At 68.1% G+C, this 19886-nt stretch carries 17 protein-coding genes; 16 read left to right on the top strand and 1 reads right to left on the bottom strand.

Annotated features, from left to right (window positions below):
• The first annotated feature begins 92 nt into the window (after positions 1-92).
• The 4 genes from ACQ1RG_RS02695 to ACQ1RG_RS02680 all read left to right on the top strand — a co-directional run bounded on the left by ACQ1RG_RS02695 (position 93) and on the right by ACQ1RG_RS02680 (position 2808).
• Positions 93-977 carry a DUF402 domain-containing protein gene (locus tag ACQ1RG_RS02695; protein ID WP_063249665.1) on the top strand — a complete coding sequence of 295 codons (885 nt, stop codon included), beginning with the start codon at positions 93-95 and terminating at the stop codon, positions 975-977.
• A 12-nt stretch (positions 978-989) separates the two neighbouring features.
• A complete protein-coding gene (locus ACQ1RG_RS02690) occupies positions 990-2018 on the top strand; it encodes an NADP-dependent oxidoreductase (RefSeq protein WP_009378861.1) in 1029 nt (342 codons plus the stop codon).
• A gap of 156 nt (positions 2019-2174) precedes the next feature.
• Entirely contained in the window at positions 2175-2480 is a 306-nt protein-coding gene (locus ACQ1RG_RS02685) for a nucleotidyltransferase family protein (RefSeq protein ID WP_040341888.1), read from the top strand.
• Positions 2470-2808, top strand: coding sequence for a HepT-like ribonuclease domain-containing protein (locus ACQ1RG_RS02680; RefSeq protein WP_009378863.1), 339 nt, complete (start codon positions 2470-2472; stop codon positions 2806-2808). The genes ACQ1RG_RS02685 and ACQ1RG_RS02680 overlap by 11 nt, the downstream gene beginning before the upstream one ends.
• 6 nt (positions 2809-2814) lie before the next feature.
• Here the strand turns inward: ACQ1RG_RS02680 and ACQ1RG_RS02675 are convergent, their stop codons facing one another.
• Positions 2815-3810, bottom strand: a complete 996-nt coding sequence (locus ACQ1RG_RS02675; protein ID WP_009378864.1) for an asparaginase domain-containing protein — start codon at positions 3808-3810, stop codon at positions 2815-2817.
• 70 nt (positions 3811-3880) lie between these two features.
• Here ACQ1RG_RS02675 and ACQ1RG_RS02670 point away from each other — a divergent pair, with 70 nt between their 5' ends.
• The 12 genes from ACQ1RG_RS02670 to ACQ1RG_RS02615 all read left to right on the top strand — a co-directional run bounded on the left by ACQ1RG_RS02670 (position 3881) and on the right by ACQ1RG_RS02615 (position 19684).
• Positions 3881-4318, top strand: coding sequence for an MmcQ/YjbR family DNA-binding protein (locus ACQ1RG_RS02670; protein ID WP_009378865.1), 438 nt, complete (start codon positions 3881-3883; stop codon positions 4316-4318).
• 67 nt (positions 4319-4385) lie between these two features.
• A complete protein-coding gene (locus ACQ1RG_RS02665; RefSeq protein ID WP_009378868.1) occupies positions 4386-5849 on the top strand; it encodes a DUF3375 domain-containing protein in 1464 nt (487 codons plus the stop codon).
• Positions 5846-6586: a DUF4194 domain-containing protein gene (locus tag ACQ1RG_RS02660; protein ID WP_009378870.1), complete on the top strand. Its 741-nt coding sequence runs from the start codon at positions 5846-5848 to the stop codon at positions 6584-6586. Before ACQ1RG_RS02665 ends, ACQ1RG_RS02660 begins: the two co-directional genes overlap by 4 nt.
• A complete protein-coding gene (locus tag ACQ1RG_RS02655) occupies positions 6583-9984 on the top strand; it encodes an ATP-binding protein (protein WP_009378871.1) in 3402 nt (1133 codons plus the stop codon). Before ACQ1RG_RS02660 ends, ACQ1RG_RS02655 begins: the two co-directional genes overlap by 4 nt.
• A 216-nt stretch (positions 9985-10200) precedes the next feature.
• The gene (locus tag ACQ1RG_RS02650) at positions 10201-11787 is read left to right on the top strand and encodes a peptide ABC transporter substrate-binding protein (protein ID WP_430600469.1); all 1587 of its coding nucleotides are present in this window, start codon (positions 10201-10203) and stop codon (positions 11785-11787) included.
• Positions 11777-12976, top strand: coding sequence for an ROK family transcriptional regulator (locus ACQ1RG_RS02645; RefSeq protein ID WP_009378873.1), 1200 nt, complete (start codon positions 11777-11779; stop codon positions 12974-12976). The genes ACQ1RG_RS02650 and ACQ1RG_RS02645 overlap by 11 nt, the downstream gene beginning before the upstream one ends.
• Positions 12973-13899: an ABC transporter permease gene (locus ACQ1RG_RS02640; RefSeq protein ID WP_197907822.1), complete on the top strand. Its 927-nt coding sequence runs from the start codon at positions 12973-12975 to the stop codon at positions 13897-13899. The genes ACQ1RG_RS02645 and ACQ1RG_RS02640 overlap by 4 nt, the downstream gene beginning before the upstream one ends.
• Positions 13896-14792, top strand: a complete 897-nt coding sequence (locus tag ACQ1RG_RS02635) for an ABC transporter permease (protein ID WP_095375459.1) — start codon at positions 13896-13898, stop codon at positions 14790-14792. The genes ACQ1RG_RS02640 and ACQ1RG_RS02635 overlap by 4 nt, the downstream gene beginning before the upstream one ends.
• On the top strand, positions 14789-15778 hold the full coding sequence (locus ACQ1RG_RS02630; protein WP_009378876.1) for an ABC transporter ATP-binding protein: 990 nt from the start codon (positions 14789-14791) through the stop codon (positions 15776-15778). The genes ACQ1RG_RS02635 and ACQ1RG_RS02630 overlap by 4 nt, the downstream gene beginning before the upstream one ends.
• Positions 15775-17031 (top strand): ABC transporter ATP-binding protein, encoded by a 1257-nt coding sequence (locus ACQ1RG_RS02625; protein ID WP_223289895.1) that lies wholly within the window; start codon positions 15775-15777, stop codon positions 17029-17031. The genes ACQ1RG_RS02630 and ACQ1RG_RS02625 overlap by 4 nt, the downstream gene beginning before the upstream one ends.
• The gene (locus tag ACQ1RG_RS02620; protein WP_232252515.1) at positions 17028-18197 is read left to right on the top strand and encodes a Gfo/Idh/MocA family protein; all 1170 of its coding nucleotides are present in this window, start codon (positions 17028-17030) and stop codon (positions 18195-18197) included. Before ACQ1RG_RS02625 ends, ACQ1RG_RS02620 begins: the two co-directional genes overlap by 4 nt.
• A 95-nt stretch (positions 18198-18292) precedes the next feature.
• Positions 18293-19684, top strand: a complete 1392-nt coding sequence (locus ACQ1RG_RS02615; protein ID WP_040341892.1) for an MFS transporter — start codon at positions 18293-18295, stop codon at positions 19682-19684.
• Positions 19685-19886 lie beyond the last annotated feature (202 nt).

Raw genomic sequence — 19886 nt, 5'->3', positions numbered from 1 at the left:
GTCCCACCCTACGTCCCGGTACGGACACAGCCGGGCAGCGACGCGGATCCGTCCCACAGGCTGCGTCCAAACACCCGCCTTAGACTGCGGGAATGGAGTACACCGACCCGTTCGCGCTCGCCGTCCCGTCGCAGGCGCGGTCTCTCGGTCAGCCCCCGTTCTGGACGCCGGGTCAGGCCGTGACCTGGACGTACAGGCGCTTCGACTTCGATCGCGACCATATCGAGGTGCTCCGGCCGATGCGGGTCATCGAGGACGGACCCGACGGCGCGGCTCTGTGGATGCCCGGGGGCACCGAGGTCACCGACACCCGGATCGTCGGATGGGAGGGCTTCAACGCCCACGACGTCCCCCTCGACGTCCGCTTCCGCCCACCCGCCGAGGCACCCCGCCGGACCATGGTGCCCACCCGCTGGCAGGGGCACGGGGTCCTCAAGCTCGCCCCGCCGAACGTCCCGTTCTCCGTGTGGGTGCTCGTCAAACCCGCCGAGGCGGCCGACCCGTCCGCCGATCCCGTCCGGATCGAGTGGTACATCAACCTCGAGAGCACCCACCTGCGCACCGCCGAGGCGGTGTTCACCAGCGATCTCATCCTCGACATCACCTTCCCCGTCGCCGAGGAGCCGCTGCACCTCCCCGGTGGCCGTCTCAATGCGCGCGGAGCCGTCTTCAAGGACGTCCACGAGATCGCCGCGGCCGCGCAGTACGGCTACTGGCCGCCCGAATGGTCGGACATCGTCCGCGGCAACGGCAGCCTCGTCCTCGACCGGCTCGAGGACCACCGATGGGCGTTCGATCCCCGGTGGGCCGGCGTCGCCCGCGACCTCGCCGGGTTCGAACCGGGGGAGAAGCCGCGGTCCGGAACGGGGGAGAAGCCGCGGCTCGGCCCGACCACCTCGGCGGACACAATTTCTCCAGGTCAGCGGGAACATCGACGCATACCCGCGGGTTGTTACGTAAGACCGGACCACCGCTGAGAGGACATCGCTATGGCCACGAATCACCGTATCCGCCTCAACTCGCGTCCCGTGGGGATGCCGACGGCTGAGAACTTCCTCCACGACGAGGTCCCCGTCGAATCCCCGGGTGAGGGGCAGGTTCTCCTGCGCACTCTCTACCTTTCCCTCGATCCGTACATGCGGGGGAGGATGTCGGACGCGAAGTCCTACGCGCGGCCGACGGAGATCGGCGAGGTGATGGTCGGAGCGACGGTGTCCGAGGTCGTCGAGTCGCGATCTCCGGAGTTCTCTCCCGGTGACATCGTCCTCGGCTACGGCGGTTGGCAGGAGTACTCCATCGAGGACGCCTCGCAGCTGCGCCGCATCGACCCGGAGATCGCGCCCGTGAGCACGGCGCTCGGTGTGCTCGGGATGCCGGGGTTCACCGCGTACGCAGGGCTGCTCGAGATCGGCATGCCCAAGCCGGGTGAGACCGTCGTCGTCGCCGCGGCGACCGGTCCGGTCGGCTCGGTCGTCGGGCAGATCGCGAAGATCGTCGGGGCGCGGGCCGTCGGCATCGCCGGTGGGCCGGACAAGGTCGCCCACCTCAAGGAGCTCGGGTTCGACGTCGCCCTCGACCACCGCTCCCCGAACTTCAGGCAGGAGCTCGCCGAGGCGGTTCCCGAAGGCATCGACGTCTACTTCGAGAACGTCGGCGGTAAGGTCTTCGAAGCGGTCCTGCCGCTGCTCAACACGTTCGCCCGTGTGCCCGTGTGTGGTCTCGTCTCGAGCTACAACCTCACCGAACTGCCGCCCGGACCCGACCGCACGGGACTGCTCATGTCGACGATCCTGCGGCAGTCGCTCACGGTGCGCGGCTTCATCCAGAGCGAGTTCGTCGACCGCCTGGGCGAGCAGTTCCTGTCCGACATGCGCTCGTGGATCCAGGAAGGAAAGATTCGCTACCGCGAGGACATCCGCACAGGTCTCGATCGTGCACCGGAGTACTTCAACGAACTCCTCACCGGCGGGAACTTCGGGAAGATGGTCGTCGCCGTCGGCGAGCAGAGCCAGCGTTAGTCACGGGGTCCGGGACGGCTATGGAGCCGTCCCGGACACGGGGCGGGTTGTCTGCTGCGATCTCGACGAACGGCGTGGACATTGTGTTGGGAGCCCGGATTCGGCCGGAGATATCGAGGTGTGTACTCGTTCGGCCGCGAATGGGAGACTGAGACTATGGAACCGGCAATCAGATTCGACGAAGCCGCGATTGCGCGGATCTGCGCAGCTCGCGGAGTCGAGCGATTGCGCGTCTTCGGCTCCGCAGTCTCCGACCGGTTCGATCCAGAGTCGAGCGACCTCGACTTCATCGTGGATTTCGTTCCTGGGCGTGACAGCATGTTCGATGATTATTTCGGTCTGCTCGAAGATCTCTCAGCTCTCTTCGACCGGGAGGTGGAGCTGGTGGTCGGCCGAGCACTGAAGAATCCCTACTTCCGCGAATCAGCCCTGAGCGGCGCGCAGGAACTCTATGCGGCGTGAAACCTCTGCCTGGCTGTGGGATGCCCGCGAAGCGATCGATGCCATCGGCAGTTTTGTCGATGGCGTCGATGAAAGCGAGTTCACGCACAGTCTGCTCATCCGGTCTGCGGTCGAGCGGCAGCTCGAAGTGCTGGGTGAGGCGCTCAATCGGGTGCGCAGTGCAGATCCCGAAACGGCTGCATTGATCGCAGACATCCACCGGATCATCGCTATGAGAAACGTCATCGCTCATCAGTACGGTGAGATCGACTATGCGATCGTTTGGTCAGCCGTCAACGATCGCGTTCCGCAGCTCAGGTCGACGATTGCGGCTCTGCTCTCCGACTGAACCGTCTCACCGGAAGCGGGCGAACACCTCGGCGGGGTCGAGGCCGTAACTCAGCGCGAGGGTCAGCGCGATCCGCGCCTTCCTCGCATCGAGGATCCCGGCCGGGATGAGCCCGCCCTCGAGCAGGCCGATCTCCCCGCCGACGTAACCGTACGTGCGGGTCAGGCTCGCTCCCGACCCAGGTCGGGAGGCGAGGATGACCGGCATCTGCTCGCCGAGGCGGAGGACCGCGGGCACAAGATCCTCGGGGACGTGTCCGCCGCCGACTCCGGCGAGGACGAGGCCGGCGAAGCCTGCCTCACCGAGGCGGTCGAACGTCTCCGCCGGTTCCCCCAGTCCCACCTCGGCGAGGGCGACCGCCGCGAACGCGTCGGGTCGGGGGAGTCCTGCGAACGGCGAGGCCGCCGTGCGAGGGTGCGGCGCGTGGGGGAGACGGACGACGTCCTCACTGATCCACCCGATGGCGCCGAGCACCGGACCCGAGGAGAAGGCCGCCGTCGAGGACACGTGCGCCTTGCGGACATGATGCGGATCGTGGATCTCGTCGTTGAAGACGAGGGTGGCCGGCAGGTGCCGAGCCGACGGCGAGAGCGCGGTGAGCGCGGCGGCGCGGACGTTGGCGGGGCCGTCGGCGCCGGGCAGCGTCGGATTGCGCATCGCTCCGGTCACGGCGATCGGCGTGCCCGAGTCATTGAGCAGTGAGAGCGCGAAGGCCGACTCCTCGAGGGTGTCCGTGCCCTGGGTGAGCACGATGCCGTCCGCGTCGGTCCGCCGCGCGAGGTCGACGACATCGTGGAGCATGTCGAGGGTGACGTTCGCACTCGAGACCTGGGCGACCTGGGTGAAGTCGGCCTGGAGGTCAGGCCAGATCCGGTCGAGACCAGCGGCTGCGGCGATCTCGGCTCCGCTGAGCGCCGGAGCGACCCCACCGCTGCCGTCGGCGGTCGAGGCGATGGTTCCGCCGAGCGCGGCGACGAGCAGATGGAGTGGCGTATCAGGCATGACCCCGAGTCTAGCGAGGTGACGGAGGAGATCGGGATGCTGTGTCAGTCCCCGCTGTTAGCATCCACACATGGATCCGGACACCGTGCTCAGGCTCGCCCACGAGCAGGCGATGCAGTACCCGTCCGTCGTCGTCGACCACCCGTTCGGACCCGAGTACGCCGTATACAAGGTGCGGGGGAAGATGTTCATGATGCAGTACGAGCTGCGGGGCGTGCCGAGCATCAATCTCAAGATCGACCCTCTCGACGGTGAGGTCCTCCGTGACGCCTATGCGGAGATCGCACCCGGATACCACATGAGCAAGAAGCATTGGATCACCGTCGCCGGACGAGGCGATCCCGGCGAACAGGGCGAGACCAGCGAACAGGGCGAGACGGAGTCGAACTTCGACGCCGACCTTCTCCACGACCTCGTCCTCGAGTCCTATTGCCTGGTGGTGGCGAAGCTGCCGGTCAGGGACCGCCCGGTCGATCCGATGACCTTCGGAGGGCGAAACCAGGACTGAGATGTGGGACCTGTGATCTGGGACCCCGGATTGGCGTGCATTCGCGGCGGCCCGGACAATGGAGGTCATGTCTGCCCTGAGTTCCGCACTCGCCTACAAGCGACTGCTCGAGTCCGATGAGACTCTGCGCATGCTCCGGGCCGACCACCTTCCCGTGATGGCAGTGACCCTCGATGCCCACCTCGGCCGGCCGGGCACGCGTATGATCACCGAGGACCTCCATGAGAGCATCGACTCCGACCTCGAGGATCTGCGCGACCACTTCCCGCTCGGCACCCGCACCGCGAAGGCCTACTGCGACGACTGGCGGCGCGCGGGCATCCTCGTGCGGCGGCCGGCCACCTCGGCGCGCGGGGAGACCTACGAGCTCTCCGCCGCGGGCTTCGATGCGATCCGGATGCTCGAACAGCTGCGCACCCCACCGCAGACGGCGACCGAATCCCGGCTGGTCAGCCTCGCCCAGGCGGTGCGGCAGCTCGCGATCGACACCGACCCCGACAGCGCCCGCCGACTCGCCGCGCTCCACGCCGAACGCGACCGCATCGACGCCGAGATCGCCCGCGTCCGCCGCGGCGACCCCCGCTCGATCGTGCTCGACCGGCGCCGCGCCAACGAGCGCGTCGCCGACATCCTCCAGCAGGCCCAGGGCATGCCCGCCGACTTCGCGCGCGTGCGCGCCCGGTTCGAAGAGCTCAACCAGGACCTGCGGCTCTCGATCCTCTCCGCCGAGGACTCCCAGTCGAAGGTCCTCGACGAGGTCTTCCGCGGCGTCGACCTCATCGAATCCTCCGACGAAGGTCGGACGTTCGCCGCATTCTCCGCCCTCGTCCGCGACCCCGAGCAGGCAGCGGCCTTCGACGAGGACATCGCAGCGATCCTCGACCGCGACTTCTCCGCAGCCCTCACCCCCGAGACCCGCCGGTCCCTGCGCACCCTGATGCGGCAGATGAAGGACGGCTCCCGCGAGGTCTCCGACATCCTCACCGAATTCGCCCGCGGCCTGCGTCGCTACGTCCACTCCCACGAATTCCAACGCGACCGCGTCATGCGCTCCCTCCTCCAGGACGCGCTCGCCACCGCCGCCCCGGTCGCCGCCGTGCGGCGGCCCTACGACGACGTCGGCGTCGAACTCGAGCTCTCGAGCGTTCCCCTCGGCAGCCTCGGCGAGGTCATCCTCCACGATCCCGCCGAGTTCGACGCCGGAGACGAACTCGCCGAGGCGGGGGAGGCCGACGTCGACTTCGCCGAGCTCATCGCCATCGCCCGCGAGTCCGAGATCGACTTCGCCGAGCTCACCGACAACATCAACCGCGCCATCGCCGGGACCGACTCGGTCACCGTCGCCGAGGTGCTCGAGACCTACCCGGCCACGCAGGGCCTGGCCAGCGTCGTCGGCCTTCTCTCGCTCGCGAGCACCTACGGCACCGTCGATCCCGAGGCCAGGGAGAGGATCACCTGGTCCGGCGTCGACGGCGTCGACCGCCACGCCATCATCCGCCGCCACCGTTTCACCGAAGGCATCCGACTATGACAGACACCCCCGACACCCGCCTCGACGCCGACCGGCAGGCGACCGACAGCCCCGACGGACTGTGGACCGGGGACACGGGAACGCTCGGTGAGAACACCCGCCGAGTCCTCCTCGAACTCCTCAAGGGCCCCTACGTCTCGGGCACGCAGAGCCCGCAGCTGTGGTCCGCCCTCGTCACCGACGAGGCCCTCGTCCGTTCCCGCCTCCACGAGCTCTTCCTCGACCTTGTCATCGACAAGGTCGACGAGTTCGCCTTCACCCGCAAGGTCGTCACCGACGAACTCGACGTCCCGGCCGCCGTGCGCAGCGAACGCCTGACCTTCCTCGACACCGCGATGCTCCTCGTCCTGCGCCAGCTCCTCCTCGCCGCCCCCGGAGAACGCCGGGTCATCGTCGACCGCGACGAGGTCTACGAGCGCCTCGCGATCTACCGCACCGGCGACGAGTCGACCTTCCAGCGCAACCTCAACGGCGCGTGGGGACGGATGAGCAACCGCCTGCGCGTCCTCCACAAGGTCGGCGACGACCGCTTCGAGATCTCGCCGATGGTGAGGTTCCTCATCGACGAGGACCGCGTCCGCGAGCTCATCGACGTCTACGAACGCATCGCCGGCACCGGGGAGGCCGGCACCGCCGACACAGATACCGATGACCCCGCCGAGGCGGTCGCTGACACCCGGAACGCAGGCACCGGCGACCCCGCCACGAATGTCGCCCACGGAAAGGTCGACGCATGACCGAGGCCCTCTTCCCGCTCGACGCCGCCCTCATCGCCGACCAGGCCCGCGCCCGCGGGGCGCACCGGCCCGACGTCGGCAGCCAGTGGCGGCTCTCGGAGATCCAGATCGCGAACTGGGGCACCTTCGACTCCGACATCCACCGGATCCCCGTCTCCCACCGCGGCCATCTCATCACTGGACCCTCCGGCTCCGGGAAGTCCTCCCTCCTCGACGGCATCGCCGCCGTCCTCACCCCCGACAAGTGGCTGCGCTTCAACGTCGCCGCCCAGACCGCCGGCAGCCGCGTCGACCAGCGCAGCCTCGTCAGCTACGTCCGCGGGGCCTGGACGCGGACCGCGGACTCCGACGAGGACCGAGTGGTGAGCAAGTACCTGCGGCCCCGTGCCACGTGGAGCGGCATCGTGCTGCGCTACGACAACGGCTCCGACCGTCCGCTCACCCTGGCCCGGCTCTTCTTCCTCAAGGGATCGAGCACGACCGCGGCCGACCTCGCCGACGTGTGCCTGCTCGAACGCGCCGGCCTCGACCTCGCCGACCTCCAGCAGTACGCGCGCACCGGACTCGAGACCCGCAGACTCAAGGCCGATCACCCCGAGGCGGTCATCACCTCGAACGGCATGCACGCGAAGTTCTACGCCCGGATGCGCAAGGTCTTCGGCATGGCCAGCGATGCCGCCCTCCAGCTGCTCCACAAGACGCAGTCGGCGAAGAGCCTCGACAGCCTCGACCGACTCTTCCGCGACCACATGCTCGAGGTCCCCAACACCTTCGCCCTCGCCGACACGGCGGTGAGCGAATTCGGTGACCTCAAGGACGCCCACGACCACGTCGTCGAACTCCGTCGCCAACGCGACCACCTCCTCCAGCTGCGCGACGCCGCGACACGCTACGACTCGGCCCACGAGGCCGAAGCCCAGGCCGTCGCCCTCAACGACGCCCTCCTGCCGTTCCAGAAGCGCCGCGAGCTCGACGTCCTGCGCACCGAGCTGAGCGCCCGCAGCCGCGACCTCGTCGAACTCGAGGTTGCCGCCGATCGCGCCAAACGCGACTACGACACCGCCGTCGACGACTACGACCTCGCCCGCCGGGCCACCCTCGAACTCGGCGGCGCCGAAGCCGAGCACCTCCAGCAGCGCATCGCCACCGCCGAGACCGAACGGCGCGCCGTCGCCGACCGCTGGGCCGGCCTCGAACGCCGACTCGAACAGGCGGGCATCGACCACGCACCCACCTCGGCGGCCGAGTTCGCCGCACTCCAGGAGCAGATCGCCGCCGCCCTCGACGACGACTCCGAGAGCGGACCCAGCCACGCCGATCACGACCGCTTCTCGACGGCACGCCGTCGGGTCAGGGACCTCGAGGCCGAGATCGACTCGCTGCGGAAGTCCGGGTCGACCGTGCCCGGCAGCCTCCTCGAGATCCGCCGCGAACTCGCCGAGGGCACCGGCCTGAGCGAGAAGGCGCTGCCGTTCGCCGCCGAGCTCATCGAAGTCGACCCCGCCCACGCGCAGTGGACGGGAGCGATCGAACGCGTGCTCCGACCCTTCGCGCTCACCGTCCTCGTCCGGCAGGAGAACCTCGGCGCCGTCCGCTCCTGGGTCGACGCCCACCGGGTCAGGGGACGTCTCGTCTTCGAGGAGATCCCGGCCAAGGCTCCCAAGCCGCGACCCGCGAGCAGCGAGAAGTCCCTGGTCAACAAGATCGACGTCGCCGAATCGGGATTCGGCGAATGGGTCCGCTCGGCCCTGTCCGAACGCTTCGACGTCGCCTGCGTCGACCGTCCGGACGACCTCGACGACTACGCCCGCGCCGTCACCCTGGCCGGTCAGATCAAGTCCTCACGCACCCGATACGAGAAGGACGACCGGCGCCGCATCGACGACCGCAGCAACTGGGTGCTCGGCAACCGGGACGCCAAGCTCGACGCGCTCATCGACTCCCTCCGCGACGCGCAGACGGAGCTGGCTGCAGCCGAGGAGATCGTCCGCGCCGCGACCGCGGAGACCGCCCTGGCCAACCGCCGCAAGGGCATCCTCGCCGGCATCCGCGAACAGTCGTGGCGTGACATCGACACTGCCGGCGCCGAGGCGGCGATCACGGCGCTCGAGAAGCAGCTGAGCGACCTCGAGGCCGCCGACGGCGACCTCCAGCAGGCGATCGGCGCCGAACGTCGGGCCCGTGCGGCCAAAGAGTCCGCCGAGGCGCAGACCCGTGACGCCGACTATGCGCTGCGGCGGGCGAACGAGCAGATCAGCGACCTGCGTGCCGACATCGACCGCCTCACCGAGGACATCGACGCCGGCCGCATCCTCGAGGTCGACCCCGCCCTCGCCGACGCCCTCGATGCCCGCTTCGGGAAGGTCGAGGGCAGCATCGGCCGGGAGACCCTCGCCGAGGCGGGCCAGCAGGTGTCCCAGACCCTGCAGGCAGAGAAGGACCGCGCGCAGGCGGCGGCGAGCGAGGCCGGTCAGGCCGTGACCCGGTTGGCCGCGGAGTTCAAGGCGGCCTGGCCGTCGGTGGCCGTCCAGCTCACGGCCGAGGTCGCTGACCGCCACGACTACCTCGTCATGCTCGACGAGATCGAAGCCCACGGTCTGCCCGACCACGAGAACCGGTTTCGCGACCTCCTGCGCGAGCGCTCCCGCGACCTCATCGGGGAGCTCCTCAACGAGATCTACGCCGCCTCGCACGAGATCGAGGACCGGGTCGCCCCGATCAACTCCTCCCTCCTGCGCTCCCGATTCGACGAAGGCCGCTACCTCCGGCTCAAGGTCAAGACCCGCCGCAGCGAGACCGTCAACGCCTTCATCGCCGACCTCCGCCGGATCGTCGGCGGCGGCTGGAACGAAGACGACAGCGAGACTGCGGAAGAGAGGTACGCGACCCTCGCCGAGGTGATGCGCCGCTTCGCCTCGAGCGAGCACGTCGATCGGGTATGGCGGACCCAGTGCCTCGACACCCGACTGCACGTGAGCTTCCTCGCCGAGGAGATCGACGACCACGGCCGCGCGCACGCGACTTACGACTCGGGAGCGGCGATGTCCGGCGGACAGCAGCAGAAGCTCGTCATCTTCTGCCTCGCCGCCGCCCTGCGCTACCAGCTCGCCGACCCCGACGAGGCGATCTCGAAGTACGGCACGATCATCCTCGACGAGGCCTTCGACAAGGCCGATGCCCGGTACACGCGGATGGCGCTCGACGTCTTCCTCGAATTCGGCTTCCACATGGTGCTCGCGACCCCGCAGAAGCTGCTCCAGACGATCGAACCCTACGTCGGTGCTGCGACCTCGATCGAGAACCCGAGCCGGCAGAAGACCCTGGCCTCGACGATGGTGTGGGAGACCGGCGACGGCAGCCACGGTGAAGGTGCGCGAGCCGAGACGCCGGTGACCTGACCGGCCCGCTCACCGTCACCGCCAGCGAACCGATCTTTCCCCGCCGCGCCTGTTGACTTTGTTTTTTCAATAGATAAACTAACTAACCATGCGGCTGTGACAGCCGCCACAGGGGAGTCGGGATACCTGGAATTCCCCGTACTCACCATCACGCTGACCGGAACCGCCCGGTCCGACCTCCGCAGTTCACCGACGAACGGAACGAAGGACACGTCAATGAAGACGAAGCGTCACCTGCTCACCCTTTCCGCCCTGGCCGCCTCGGCGGTCCTCCTCGCCTCCGGCTGCTCCTCGGGCTCCTCATCCTCGACCCCGGAGGGCGATGGAAGCCTGTCGTTCAACACCTCCGAGCCGAAATCGATTCTGCCCCAGAAGGAACCGGGCTCGCAGATCGGCATGGCATTGTGCGCGAACCTCATGGAGATGAATGTCGAGAACCAGGAGTACGAACCGCTCGTCGCCGAGTCCGTCGAATCCAAGGATGCGAAGAACTGGACGATCAAGCTCAAGGACGGGTGGACCTTCCAGGACGGCACCCCGGTGACGTCCGCTTCGTTCGTCGATGCGTGGAACAAGACCGCCTACGGCCTGAACGCCTGGCAGGGCAACGGCTCCTTCACCACCTTCGAGGGCTACTCCGATCTCAATCCCGCCGAGGGAGAACCGAAGACGAAGGAGCTCTCAGGAGTGAGAGCTCCCGACGACAAGACGATCGAAGTCACGCTCAACGCCCCCAACGCCGACTTCCCGATGCTTCTGTCGACCAACCCGCTCTGTCCGCTGCCGCAGGCCGCGTTCGACAACCCTGAAGAGTACGAGAAGAACCCGATCGGCAACGGTCCCTACAAGTTCACGTCATGGGATCACGGGGTCCAGGTCGACCTTGAGAAGTGGAAGGAGTTCCCCGGTGGAGAGGCCTTCTCCGGAGGAGCGGAGTCCCTCGTCGCGAAGATCTACACCGGCATCGACGCCGCCTACACGGACTTCACGGCGGGCAACCTCGACATGATGCGCAACTCCACCCCGCAGATCGTCGAGAAGGCGAAGACCGACGTCGGCGAGGACGCGATCTACGAGGTGCAGACCGGAAGCAAACAGGATTCCCTGCAGTTCCCCGAATACATCGAGGAGCTGAGGAACCCCGACTTCCGCAAGGCCGTGTCTCTGTCGATCGACCGCAAGAAGACCGTCGACGCACTGCTCAAAGGGCAGGGGATGCCCTCGGATTCGCTGCTGTCGCCGAGCCTCGAGGCCTATCAGGAGGGTGCCTGCGAATCGTGCACCTTCGACCCTGCGAAGGCCAAGCAGCTGCTCGAGAAGTCAGGATTCACCGGCACCCTGCAGATCTCCTATGCCAGCGGTGGAAGGGACCAGCTCATCCAGGCGATCGCCCGTCAGATCCAGGACAACCTCGGCATCGAGGTCAAGCTCGACCCGGTTCTGCCCACTGAGCTCTCGGAGAAGCGCAACACCGGCAAGCTCGAAGGTGCCGTCTACGGTCTGTGGGGGTGGACGTACAAGAGCCCCGACCAGTTCCTCAGCCAGTACCAGACCGGCGGTGACGGCAACCAGGCGACCCAGTACAGCAATCCGAAGGTCGATGAGCTCCTCGAACAGGCCAGGGGCGAGCAGGACGAGGCCAAGCGCAACGAGCTGTTCACACAGGCGGAGGCGCTCATCCTCGAGGACATGCCGGCCGTGCCCCTCTTCATCCCCAAGGACTACGGGCTGCGCTCGCAGTGCGCGGCGACGAACGAAGTCCAGGGCGACATCCAGTTCTACCGGGCCGGCTATGCCTGCTGATCACGAGACGAGGGAGCCGCTCATCGGCCTCAAACAGCGCAACACAGGACTCATCCTGCGCCACCTCCTCCACAATCCCGGGCTCTCCCGATCGGAAGTGGCGAAGAGCGTCGGACTCTCCGCTCCAACGGTCACGAATCTCACCGGTGAACTCATCGACCACGGATTCCTCCGAGGACTGGTGTCGAAGTCCGGCAGCATGGGGCGTCCGCGGGTGCCCTTGGCAGTCGATCCGGACCGCCGTGCGGTGCTCGGCATCCATCTCGGCCCGCAGGTCACGGGTCTGACGATCATGGGTCTCGACGGCACGGAGAAGGTCTCCGAACTCGTGCCGCACGGAGACCTTCCCGGTCCTGAAGCGATCGCGAAGGTCGTCACGGCGGCCGAGCGACTCACCGCCGACAGGGAACCGGGTGAACTGCTCGGCACCGGGATCGCGACCGGCGGGCAGGTCGACGTGGGAGAAGGCGTCGTCCTCGACCACCCGAGCGCCGGGTGGCGCGATCTCGATGCGATCTCACCGTTCCGTGCCGCGCTCAGCGGGCCGATCGTCTTCGATCACAATGTCCGCGCCGCCGCCCAGTGGGAGCTGCTCTACGGTGTCGGTCGGGTCACCGACGACTTCCTCCTCCTCGTCGTCGCCTCGGACGTCGGCTGCATCAGCGTGCGGCAGGGAGCCATCCGCCACGGCGCGAGCCGACGGGCCGGAATCATCTCCCACCTCACGGTGCCCGGATCCACCGTGGTCTGCGAGTGCGGTCGCACCGGCTGCTTCGCGGCCGCCGCCAGCGACGATGCCCTCGTCCGGCAGGCACACACGGCAGGACTGACCGACATCTCCTACCTCGACCTCCTCGTCAGGCTCGCGGACACCGGGGATGCCACCGCCTCGGCGCTGCTGAGCGAACGCAACCGCGCCATCAGCTGCACGGCGGCCGCGCTCTTCGACCTCGACGACCCCGGTCGGCTCGTCATCGCCGGTTCCCCCGCCGAGGTGGCCGACCACTTCGAGGAGATCCGCACCGGAGTCGGTCGGGAGTCCGTCCTCGGGGAGGCCGCCTCCGAGCGGGTCGTCGTCTCCAATGGCCACCTCATGAGTCTTACGCACTACGCGGCGAGTTCGATGGTGGCAAAGGTCCTCGAGGATCCGCTCGCCCACGTGAGCGGTGACGCGCGTCTGGGGGCATGATGGTCGCCTACACGATCCGTCGCGTGCTCCAGATGATCCCCGTGGTCATCGGCGCGACCTTCATCATCTACGCTCTCACCTTCGCGATGCCCGGCGACCCGATCGCCGCCGTCACCGGGTCGCGCCCACTGCCCGCGGCGACGGTCCAGCAGATCCGCGAGGCCTACCACCTCAACGACCCGTTCCTCGTCCAGTACGGGCAGTACATGCTCGGTCTGCTGCGCGGCGACCTCGGCATCGATCTCTTCGGTCGTCCCGTCGCCGGTCTCATCGCCGAGCGCCTGCCGGTGACTCTGCAGCTCGGCCTCACAGCGTGGGCGCTCAAGCTCGTGATCGGACTGCTCATCGGGATCTACTCGGGGCTCAAATACAACCGTCCCGCTGACCACTTCGCGCTCTTCTTCACGGTCTTCTTCATCGGCGTTCCCGGCTTCGTCGTCGCCCTCGGCGCGCAGACCCTCTTCGGGGTCAAGCTCAACTGGGTCGACCCAGCGGGCATCGGAGCCGGCTGGCCGATGGCGTTCATCCTCCCGGCCCTCGTCATGGCCGTCGAAGCCTCCGCGGGCCTCGCCCGGCTCACCCGCACCAGCCTCGTCGAGGTCCTGCGCGCCGGCTACATGCGCACGGCCATGGCGAAGGGGCTGAGCCCGCAGCGCCAGATCTGGGGCCACGCCCTGCGCAACACGATGATCCCCGTCTCGACGTATCTCGGTCTCAGCCTCGCCGGAATGCTCGGGGGCACGGTGATCATCGAAGCGATCTTCAACATCCCCGGCATCGGCCAGCTCATGGTCGACGCCATCAACAACAAGGAGGGCACGGTCGTCGTCGGCATCGCGACATTCCTCGTCATCGCCTACCTCGTCTTCAACCTCCTCGTCGACCTCATGTACGGCATCATCGATCCGAGGGTGAGAGTATGACCCAGCAGCTGACCGAGTCCGCCCCGGTCTCGACCCAGACCCCGCCCAAGCGCCACCGCCTCCGTTCCCTGCTCCGACGCCCGCGCCTCATCCTCTCCGCGAGCCTCGTGCTCGTCATGATCGTCATGGCCGCCGTCCCGCAGCTCTTCACCGGCTTCGGACCCGGACCGCTCGAGGGCTGCGACATCCTCAACAGCAACCTGCCGCCGAGCAGCGATCACTGGTTCGGCTACGACCCGCAGGGGTGCGACTACTACACCAACGTCATCTACGGCGCGCGGGCCTCGATCGTCGTCGGCCTCCTCGTCTCGATCGCCTCGTTCGTCATCTCAGCGATCCTCGGCGCGATCGCCGGATTCTATGGCGGCTGGGTCGACGCGATCATCTCCCGCGTCTGCGACATCGCCTTCGGCCTGCCCTTCATCCTCGCCGCGATCGTCATCCTCCAGCTCTTCCCCGAACGATCCATCCTCACCGTCGCCTTCGCCCTCGCTCTCTTCGCGTGGCCCGGCGGAGTGCGGTTCATGCGCTCCTCGGTCCTTGCGATCAGGGACCGTGAGTTCGTCCAGGCCACCCGGGTCCTCGGCAGCAGCGACTCGCGGCTGATCTTCTCCCACATCGTCCCCAACTCGCTCACCCCGCTCCTCGTCCTCCAGACGCTGGGGATCGGCGGGGCCATCGGCGCCGAGGCGGGGCTGACGTTCATCGGCATCGGACTCACCCCGCCGTCGGTGTCGTGGGGCCTTCAGCTCTCCGTCGCCCGCGAGTACGTCTCCACGGTGCCCCATCTCCTCATCTTCCCCGCCGTGTTCCTGTCCGTGACCGTGCTCGCCTTCGTCCTCTTCGGCGAGGCTCTGCGCGACGAGCTCGACCCGAACGGAGCGAACCGATGACCGGCACACCGTCTCCCGACCTCACCGTCACCGACCTCGTCGTCGAGTTCGCGACTCCCCGCGGCACCGTGCGTGCGGTCGACTCCGTCGATTTCCGCGTCCCCTCGGGCAGAGCGCTCGGCATCCTCGGCGAGTCAGGGTCGGGGAAGTCGGTGACCGCCTCGGCGGTCATGGGACTGTTGCCCACTCCACCCGCGCGGATCCGCTCCGGGTCCGTCCGCCTCGGCGAGGAGGAGCTCATCGGGATGCCGGAGCGGCGCCGACGCCGGATCATCGGCTCGTCGCTGAGCATGGTCTTCCAGGATGCGCTCTCCGCGCTCAACCCGGTCCATCCGGTCGGTCGGCAGATCGCGGAGCTCTACCGCGTCCACCGCGGCATGGGCCGGTCGGCGGCGAAGGCCGCGGCGGTTGAGATGATGCGCCGTGTGCGCATCCCCGACCCCGAGGCCAGGGCAAGGGACTTCCCCCACCAGTTCTCCGGCGGGATGCGCCAGCGCATCGTCATCGCCATGGCGCTCGCCCTCGACCCCGACGTCCTCATCGCCGACGAGCCGACGACGGCGCTCGACGTCACCGTCCAGGCGCAGATCCTCGACCTGCTCCGCGAGCAGCAGGAGGCGCGGAGCATGAGCCTCGTCCTCATCACCCACGACATCAACGTCGTGCGCGAGGTCACCGACGATCTCATCGTCATGTACGGTGGGCGGGTCGTCGAATCGGGTCCCACCGCCGAGGTGCTCGCCTCCCCGGCGCATCCGTACACCAGGGGTCTCGCCCGGTCGATGGGCGCCGAGGTGGTCAAGGGGGAGAGGATCCCTGCGATCCCGGGTGCGCCGCCGGACCTGCTCAACCTGCCCGGCGGGTGCGCCTTCGCCCCGCGATGCGAGTTCGCGACGGAGAAGTGCGCACAGCTTCCCCAGCGCCTGCCGACCGGACCTGACAGAACCAGCGCATGCTGGCTGAGCGAGAGGGTGGCTTCCCTGTGACGACGACTTCACTGACCTCCCCTGCGCTGGGCCCGTCGGCGCGCACTCGGGAGGTGCTGGGCGGCTCGGTGGCCGAGCCGGCCGGGTCCACGCCGCTGATCGAGCTGCGCCACGTCTCCCGGACGTACAAGCTCAAACGCCCTCTGCCGATCGGGCGGCACCGGATCGTCAGCGCCCTCGACGATGTCAGCCTGACCATCGGAGACGCGGAGACCCTCGGCGTCATCGGCGAATCCGGCTGCGGCAAGTCGACGCTCGCCCGCATCGTCTCCGGTCTCGAGTCGCCGAGCGAGGGTCAGGTGCTCTTCTCGGGTGAGGACGTCACAGGGCTGTCCAAGTCGGCGTGGAAGGAGATGCGTCGCAACATCCAGCTCATCTTCCAGGACCCCTCGAGCTCGCTCGACCCGCGCAAGAGCGTCGCGAAGATCGTCGGCGAACCCTTCGAGATCCACCGCGACCTGCTGCCGCCGGGGAAGCGACGGGCCAAGGTCGGGGAGCTGCTCGAACTCGTCGGCCTCAACCCCGACCACGCCGACCGGCTGCCGCACCAGTTCTCGGGCGGGCAGCAGCAGCGCATCGGCATCGCTCGGGGGATCGCACTCGAACCCCGCCTGCTCGTCTGCGACGAAGCGGTGTCCGCGCTCGATGTCTCCGTGCGGGCCCAGATCGTCAACCTTCTCGCCGATCTCCAGGAGGAGTTCGGGATGAGCTACCTCTTCATCGCCCACGACCTGCAGATCGTCGAGCACATGTCCGATCGGGTCATCACCATGTACCTCGGCCGGATCGCCGAAAGCGGTCCCACAGAAGAGGTCTACACGCGCACCGCGCACCCCTACACCGGGGCGCTGCTCTCAGCGGCCCCGGAGCTGCGGACGCCCACCGGCATCGAGCGCGAGCACATCGTCCTCAGCGGCGATCCGCCCTCGCCGATCGACCCGCCGACCGGCTGCCGGTTCCGCACCCGGTGCTGGATGGCCGCCGAGATCTGTGCGACATCCGTCCCGGAGCCGGTGACCATCGCTTCTTTGCACGGGGGCGATGCCCGACCCGCAGGGGAACCAGCCGCTGCCCCCACAGACGCGGCGGACAGTGCGCGCCCGCACGCCGCAGACAGCGCCGCCGCTGCGGACAGTGACCGCCCGCACGCCGCGGACGGCGACCGCCCCGCCTCTCACACGGCGATGTGCCACTTCGCCTCCGAGGTGCCCGCAGCGCTCTCCCCGACCACGAAGAAGGACACCCCAGAATGAGCTCCACCATGAAGATCGGCATCGTCGGATTCGGGCTGCGAGCGGGACTGTGGCGCTACGCGCACTCGCCCGCGGACGGACACGAGGTGACGATCATCTGTGACATCAGCGAACGCGGTCGCAGAGACGCCGCAGACCGGATCCCCACGGCTGCGATCACCGACGACCTCGGCGACGTCCTCTCCGCCGGACTCGACGCCGTCCTCGTCCTCACCCCCGATCACGCGCACGCTCCGGTCGCGATCGCCTGCCTCGAGGCGGGGATCCCGACCTTCTGCGAGAAGCCGCTGGCGACGACGATCGAGGACGCCGACGCGATCCTCACCGCCGCCGCGAGGAACCGCGCGCGCCTCTACGTCGGCCACAACATGCGGCACATGCCGGCGATGCGGACGATGAAGGACATCATCGACTCCGGACGGATCGGCGAGGTCAAAGCGGTGTGGTGCCGCCATTTCGTCGGCCACGGCGGCGACTACTACTTCAAGGACTGGCACGCGGACAGGCGGAAGTCGACGGGACTGCTCCTGCAGAAGGGCGCCCACGACATCGACGTCATCCACTGGCTGGCCGGTTCGTACACCCGTGTCACGGCGGCGATGGGCGCGCTCACGGTCTACGGGGACGTCGGCGATCGCGCCGACAACTCCGACAAGCGGATGGGGGACTGGTTCGACCTCGGCACCTGGCCCCCGCAGGAGCAGACAGGGCTCAACGAGACCATCGACGTCGAGGACATCTCGCAGGTGAACATGACCCTGCGCAGCGGGGCGCTGGCGAGCTACGAACAGTGTCACTTCACTCCCGACTACTGGCGCAACTACACGGTCATCGGCACCCGCGGCCGGATCGAGAACTTCGGCGACGGTGACGGCGACGAAATCGGCATCTGGGACCGTCGGCACTACGGCTCGGCACCCCCGGACGAGACGGTCGTCGTCTCCGGCGGCGACGGCGGGCACGGGGGCGCGGACCCGCTCCTCATCGCCGAGTTCCTCCGCTTCGCCCGCGAGGGCGGACCCACGGAGACCTCACCCGTGGCGGCCCGGGAAGCCGTCGCCGTCGGCTGTCAGGCGACCGCTTCCCTGCGAAAGGGCGGATCGGCGCTGCCCGTTCCGCCTCTCGACCCCGAGGTCGCCGACTACTTCGCGCGCGGGCAGGTCTGAGCACCGCCTCGGCGAGGGCCCGTCGAGCCGCGTTTGAATTCCTCTGAACTTCCTGTGAACATGAGGTGTCTTGTTCATGAATAGAAGGGGAATCCGTGGGCGCGCGACTGGGATCTGGTCTGGGGTGGCTGGCGGCGCCGAGCCCGGCACCGCGGCTTTCTGAGAACGAGGTCGCCCGCCGCTATCCTCGCCTCCGGGCGCAGGTGTTCATGGGGATCTTCGTCGGCTATGCGGGCTTCTACCTCATCCGCAACAACGTGCCGCTGGTGGGCAGCCTGCTCATCGACGAGGGCCGGATGAACTCCGTCGGGCTGGGGATCATCGCCAATGCCGCGCTCATCGCCTACGGGTTCTCGAAGTTCTTCTCCGCGATCGTCTCCGACCGCTCCAATGCCCGCCTCTTCCTCCCGATCGGCCTCGCTCTCTCGGCGGTGGCGAACCTCCTCATCGCCTGGGTGCCCTGGCTGTCGTCATCGATCGCGGTGTTCGCGATCGTCATGTTCGTCAACGGCTGGGTGCAGGGCATGGGGTGGCCTCCCAGCGGGCGCGTCCTCGTGCACTGGTTCTCCACGAGCGAGCGCGGCATCAAGACCTCGATCTGGAATGTCGCCCACAACGTCGGCGGATTCTTCGTCGGCGTCCTCGCCGCTCTCGGGCTCCAGCTCACCGGCGACGACTGGCGTTCTGTGTTCTGGCTGCCGGCGCTCGTCGCCCTCGTCGTCGCGCTCTTCGCCTTCCTCATGATCCGCGACACCCCGGAATCGCAGGGCCTGCCGCCGATCGAGGAGTACCGGGACGACCCGGCGAAGGTCGAGGCCGACGCCGAGGAGCGCGAATCCCTGAGCACGTGGCAGACGATCGAGAAGTACGTGCTGCGCAACCGGACGATGGTCCTCCTCGCCCTGGCCAACGTCTGTGTCTACGCGCTGCGCTACGGCATCCTCACCTGGACGCCGGTCTATCTCTCCGAAGTTCGCAATGCCAGCCTCACCGGAGGCATCGCCGGCTTCTCGCTGTTCGAACTCGCGGGCATCGTCGGCACGATCCTCTGCGGGTGGCTCTCCGACAGGGTCTTCCGCGGCAACCGCTCGATCACGGGCATCGTGTTCATGCTCGCAGTCGCCGCCGCGACCGCAGTGTACTGGCTGGCCCCTGCCGATGCACCCCTGTGGATCCCATTGGCGACGGTGACGGTCATCGGCGGCCTCATCTACGGCCCGGTCATGCTCATCGGACTCCAGGCCCTCGACCTCTCCCCGCGGCACGTCGCCGGAACGGCGGCCGGGTTCACCGGACTCTTCGGGTACGTCCTCGGGGCGACGATGGCCTCGAGCGGGGTGGGACTCGTCGTCCATCACTTCGGATGGAACCTCACCTTCGCGCTCCTCATCGCGCTCTGCCTCATCGCGGTCGTGTTCCTCGCGATCATCAACCGGGACGAGAAGCAGTCGATCGCCGAGCGCGAGGCGCACACGATGAGCGCCTGACAGCCTCGGCGGGATAACGCCCCTGACGGCCTCGGCGGAACGGGGGAGTCAGCCCCACCTCGGCGGGCACGCATTCCCACCTCGCCGCGGCGGCCCCTCTCTCACACCTCGAACCCAGCACAGCGGTGGCAATAAACCTTGCCGCTGGCGCGGTGTGACCGACGGAACTCTCCCTGCCGCAGAGCGAGGTCTAGACTGGCAC

This window comes from Brevibacterium sp. K72 (assembly GCF_050562175.1).
GTDB classification, from domain to species: domain Bacteria; phylum Actinomycetota; class Actinomycetes; order Actinomycetales; family Brevibacteriaceae; genus Brevibacterium; species Brevibacterium casei.
This window is presented reverse-complemented; position numbering and strand designations above follow the sequence as displayed.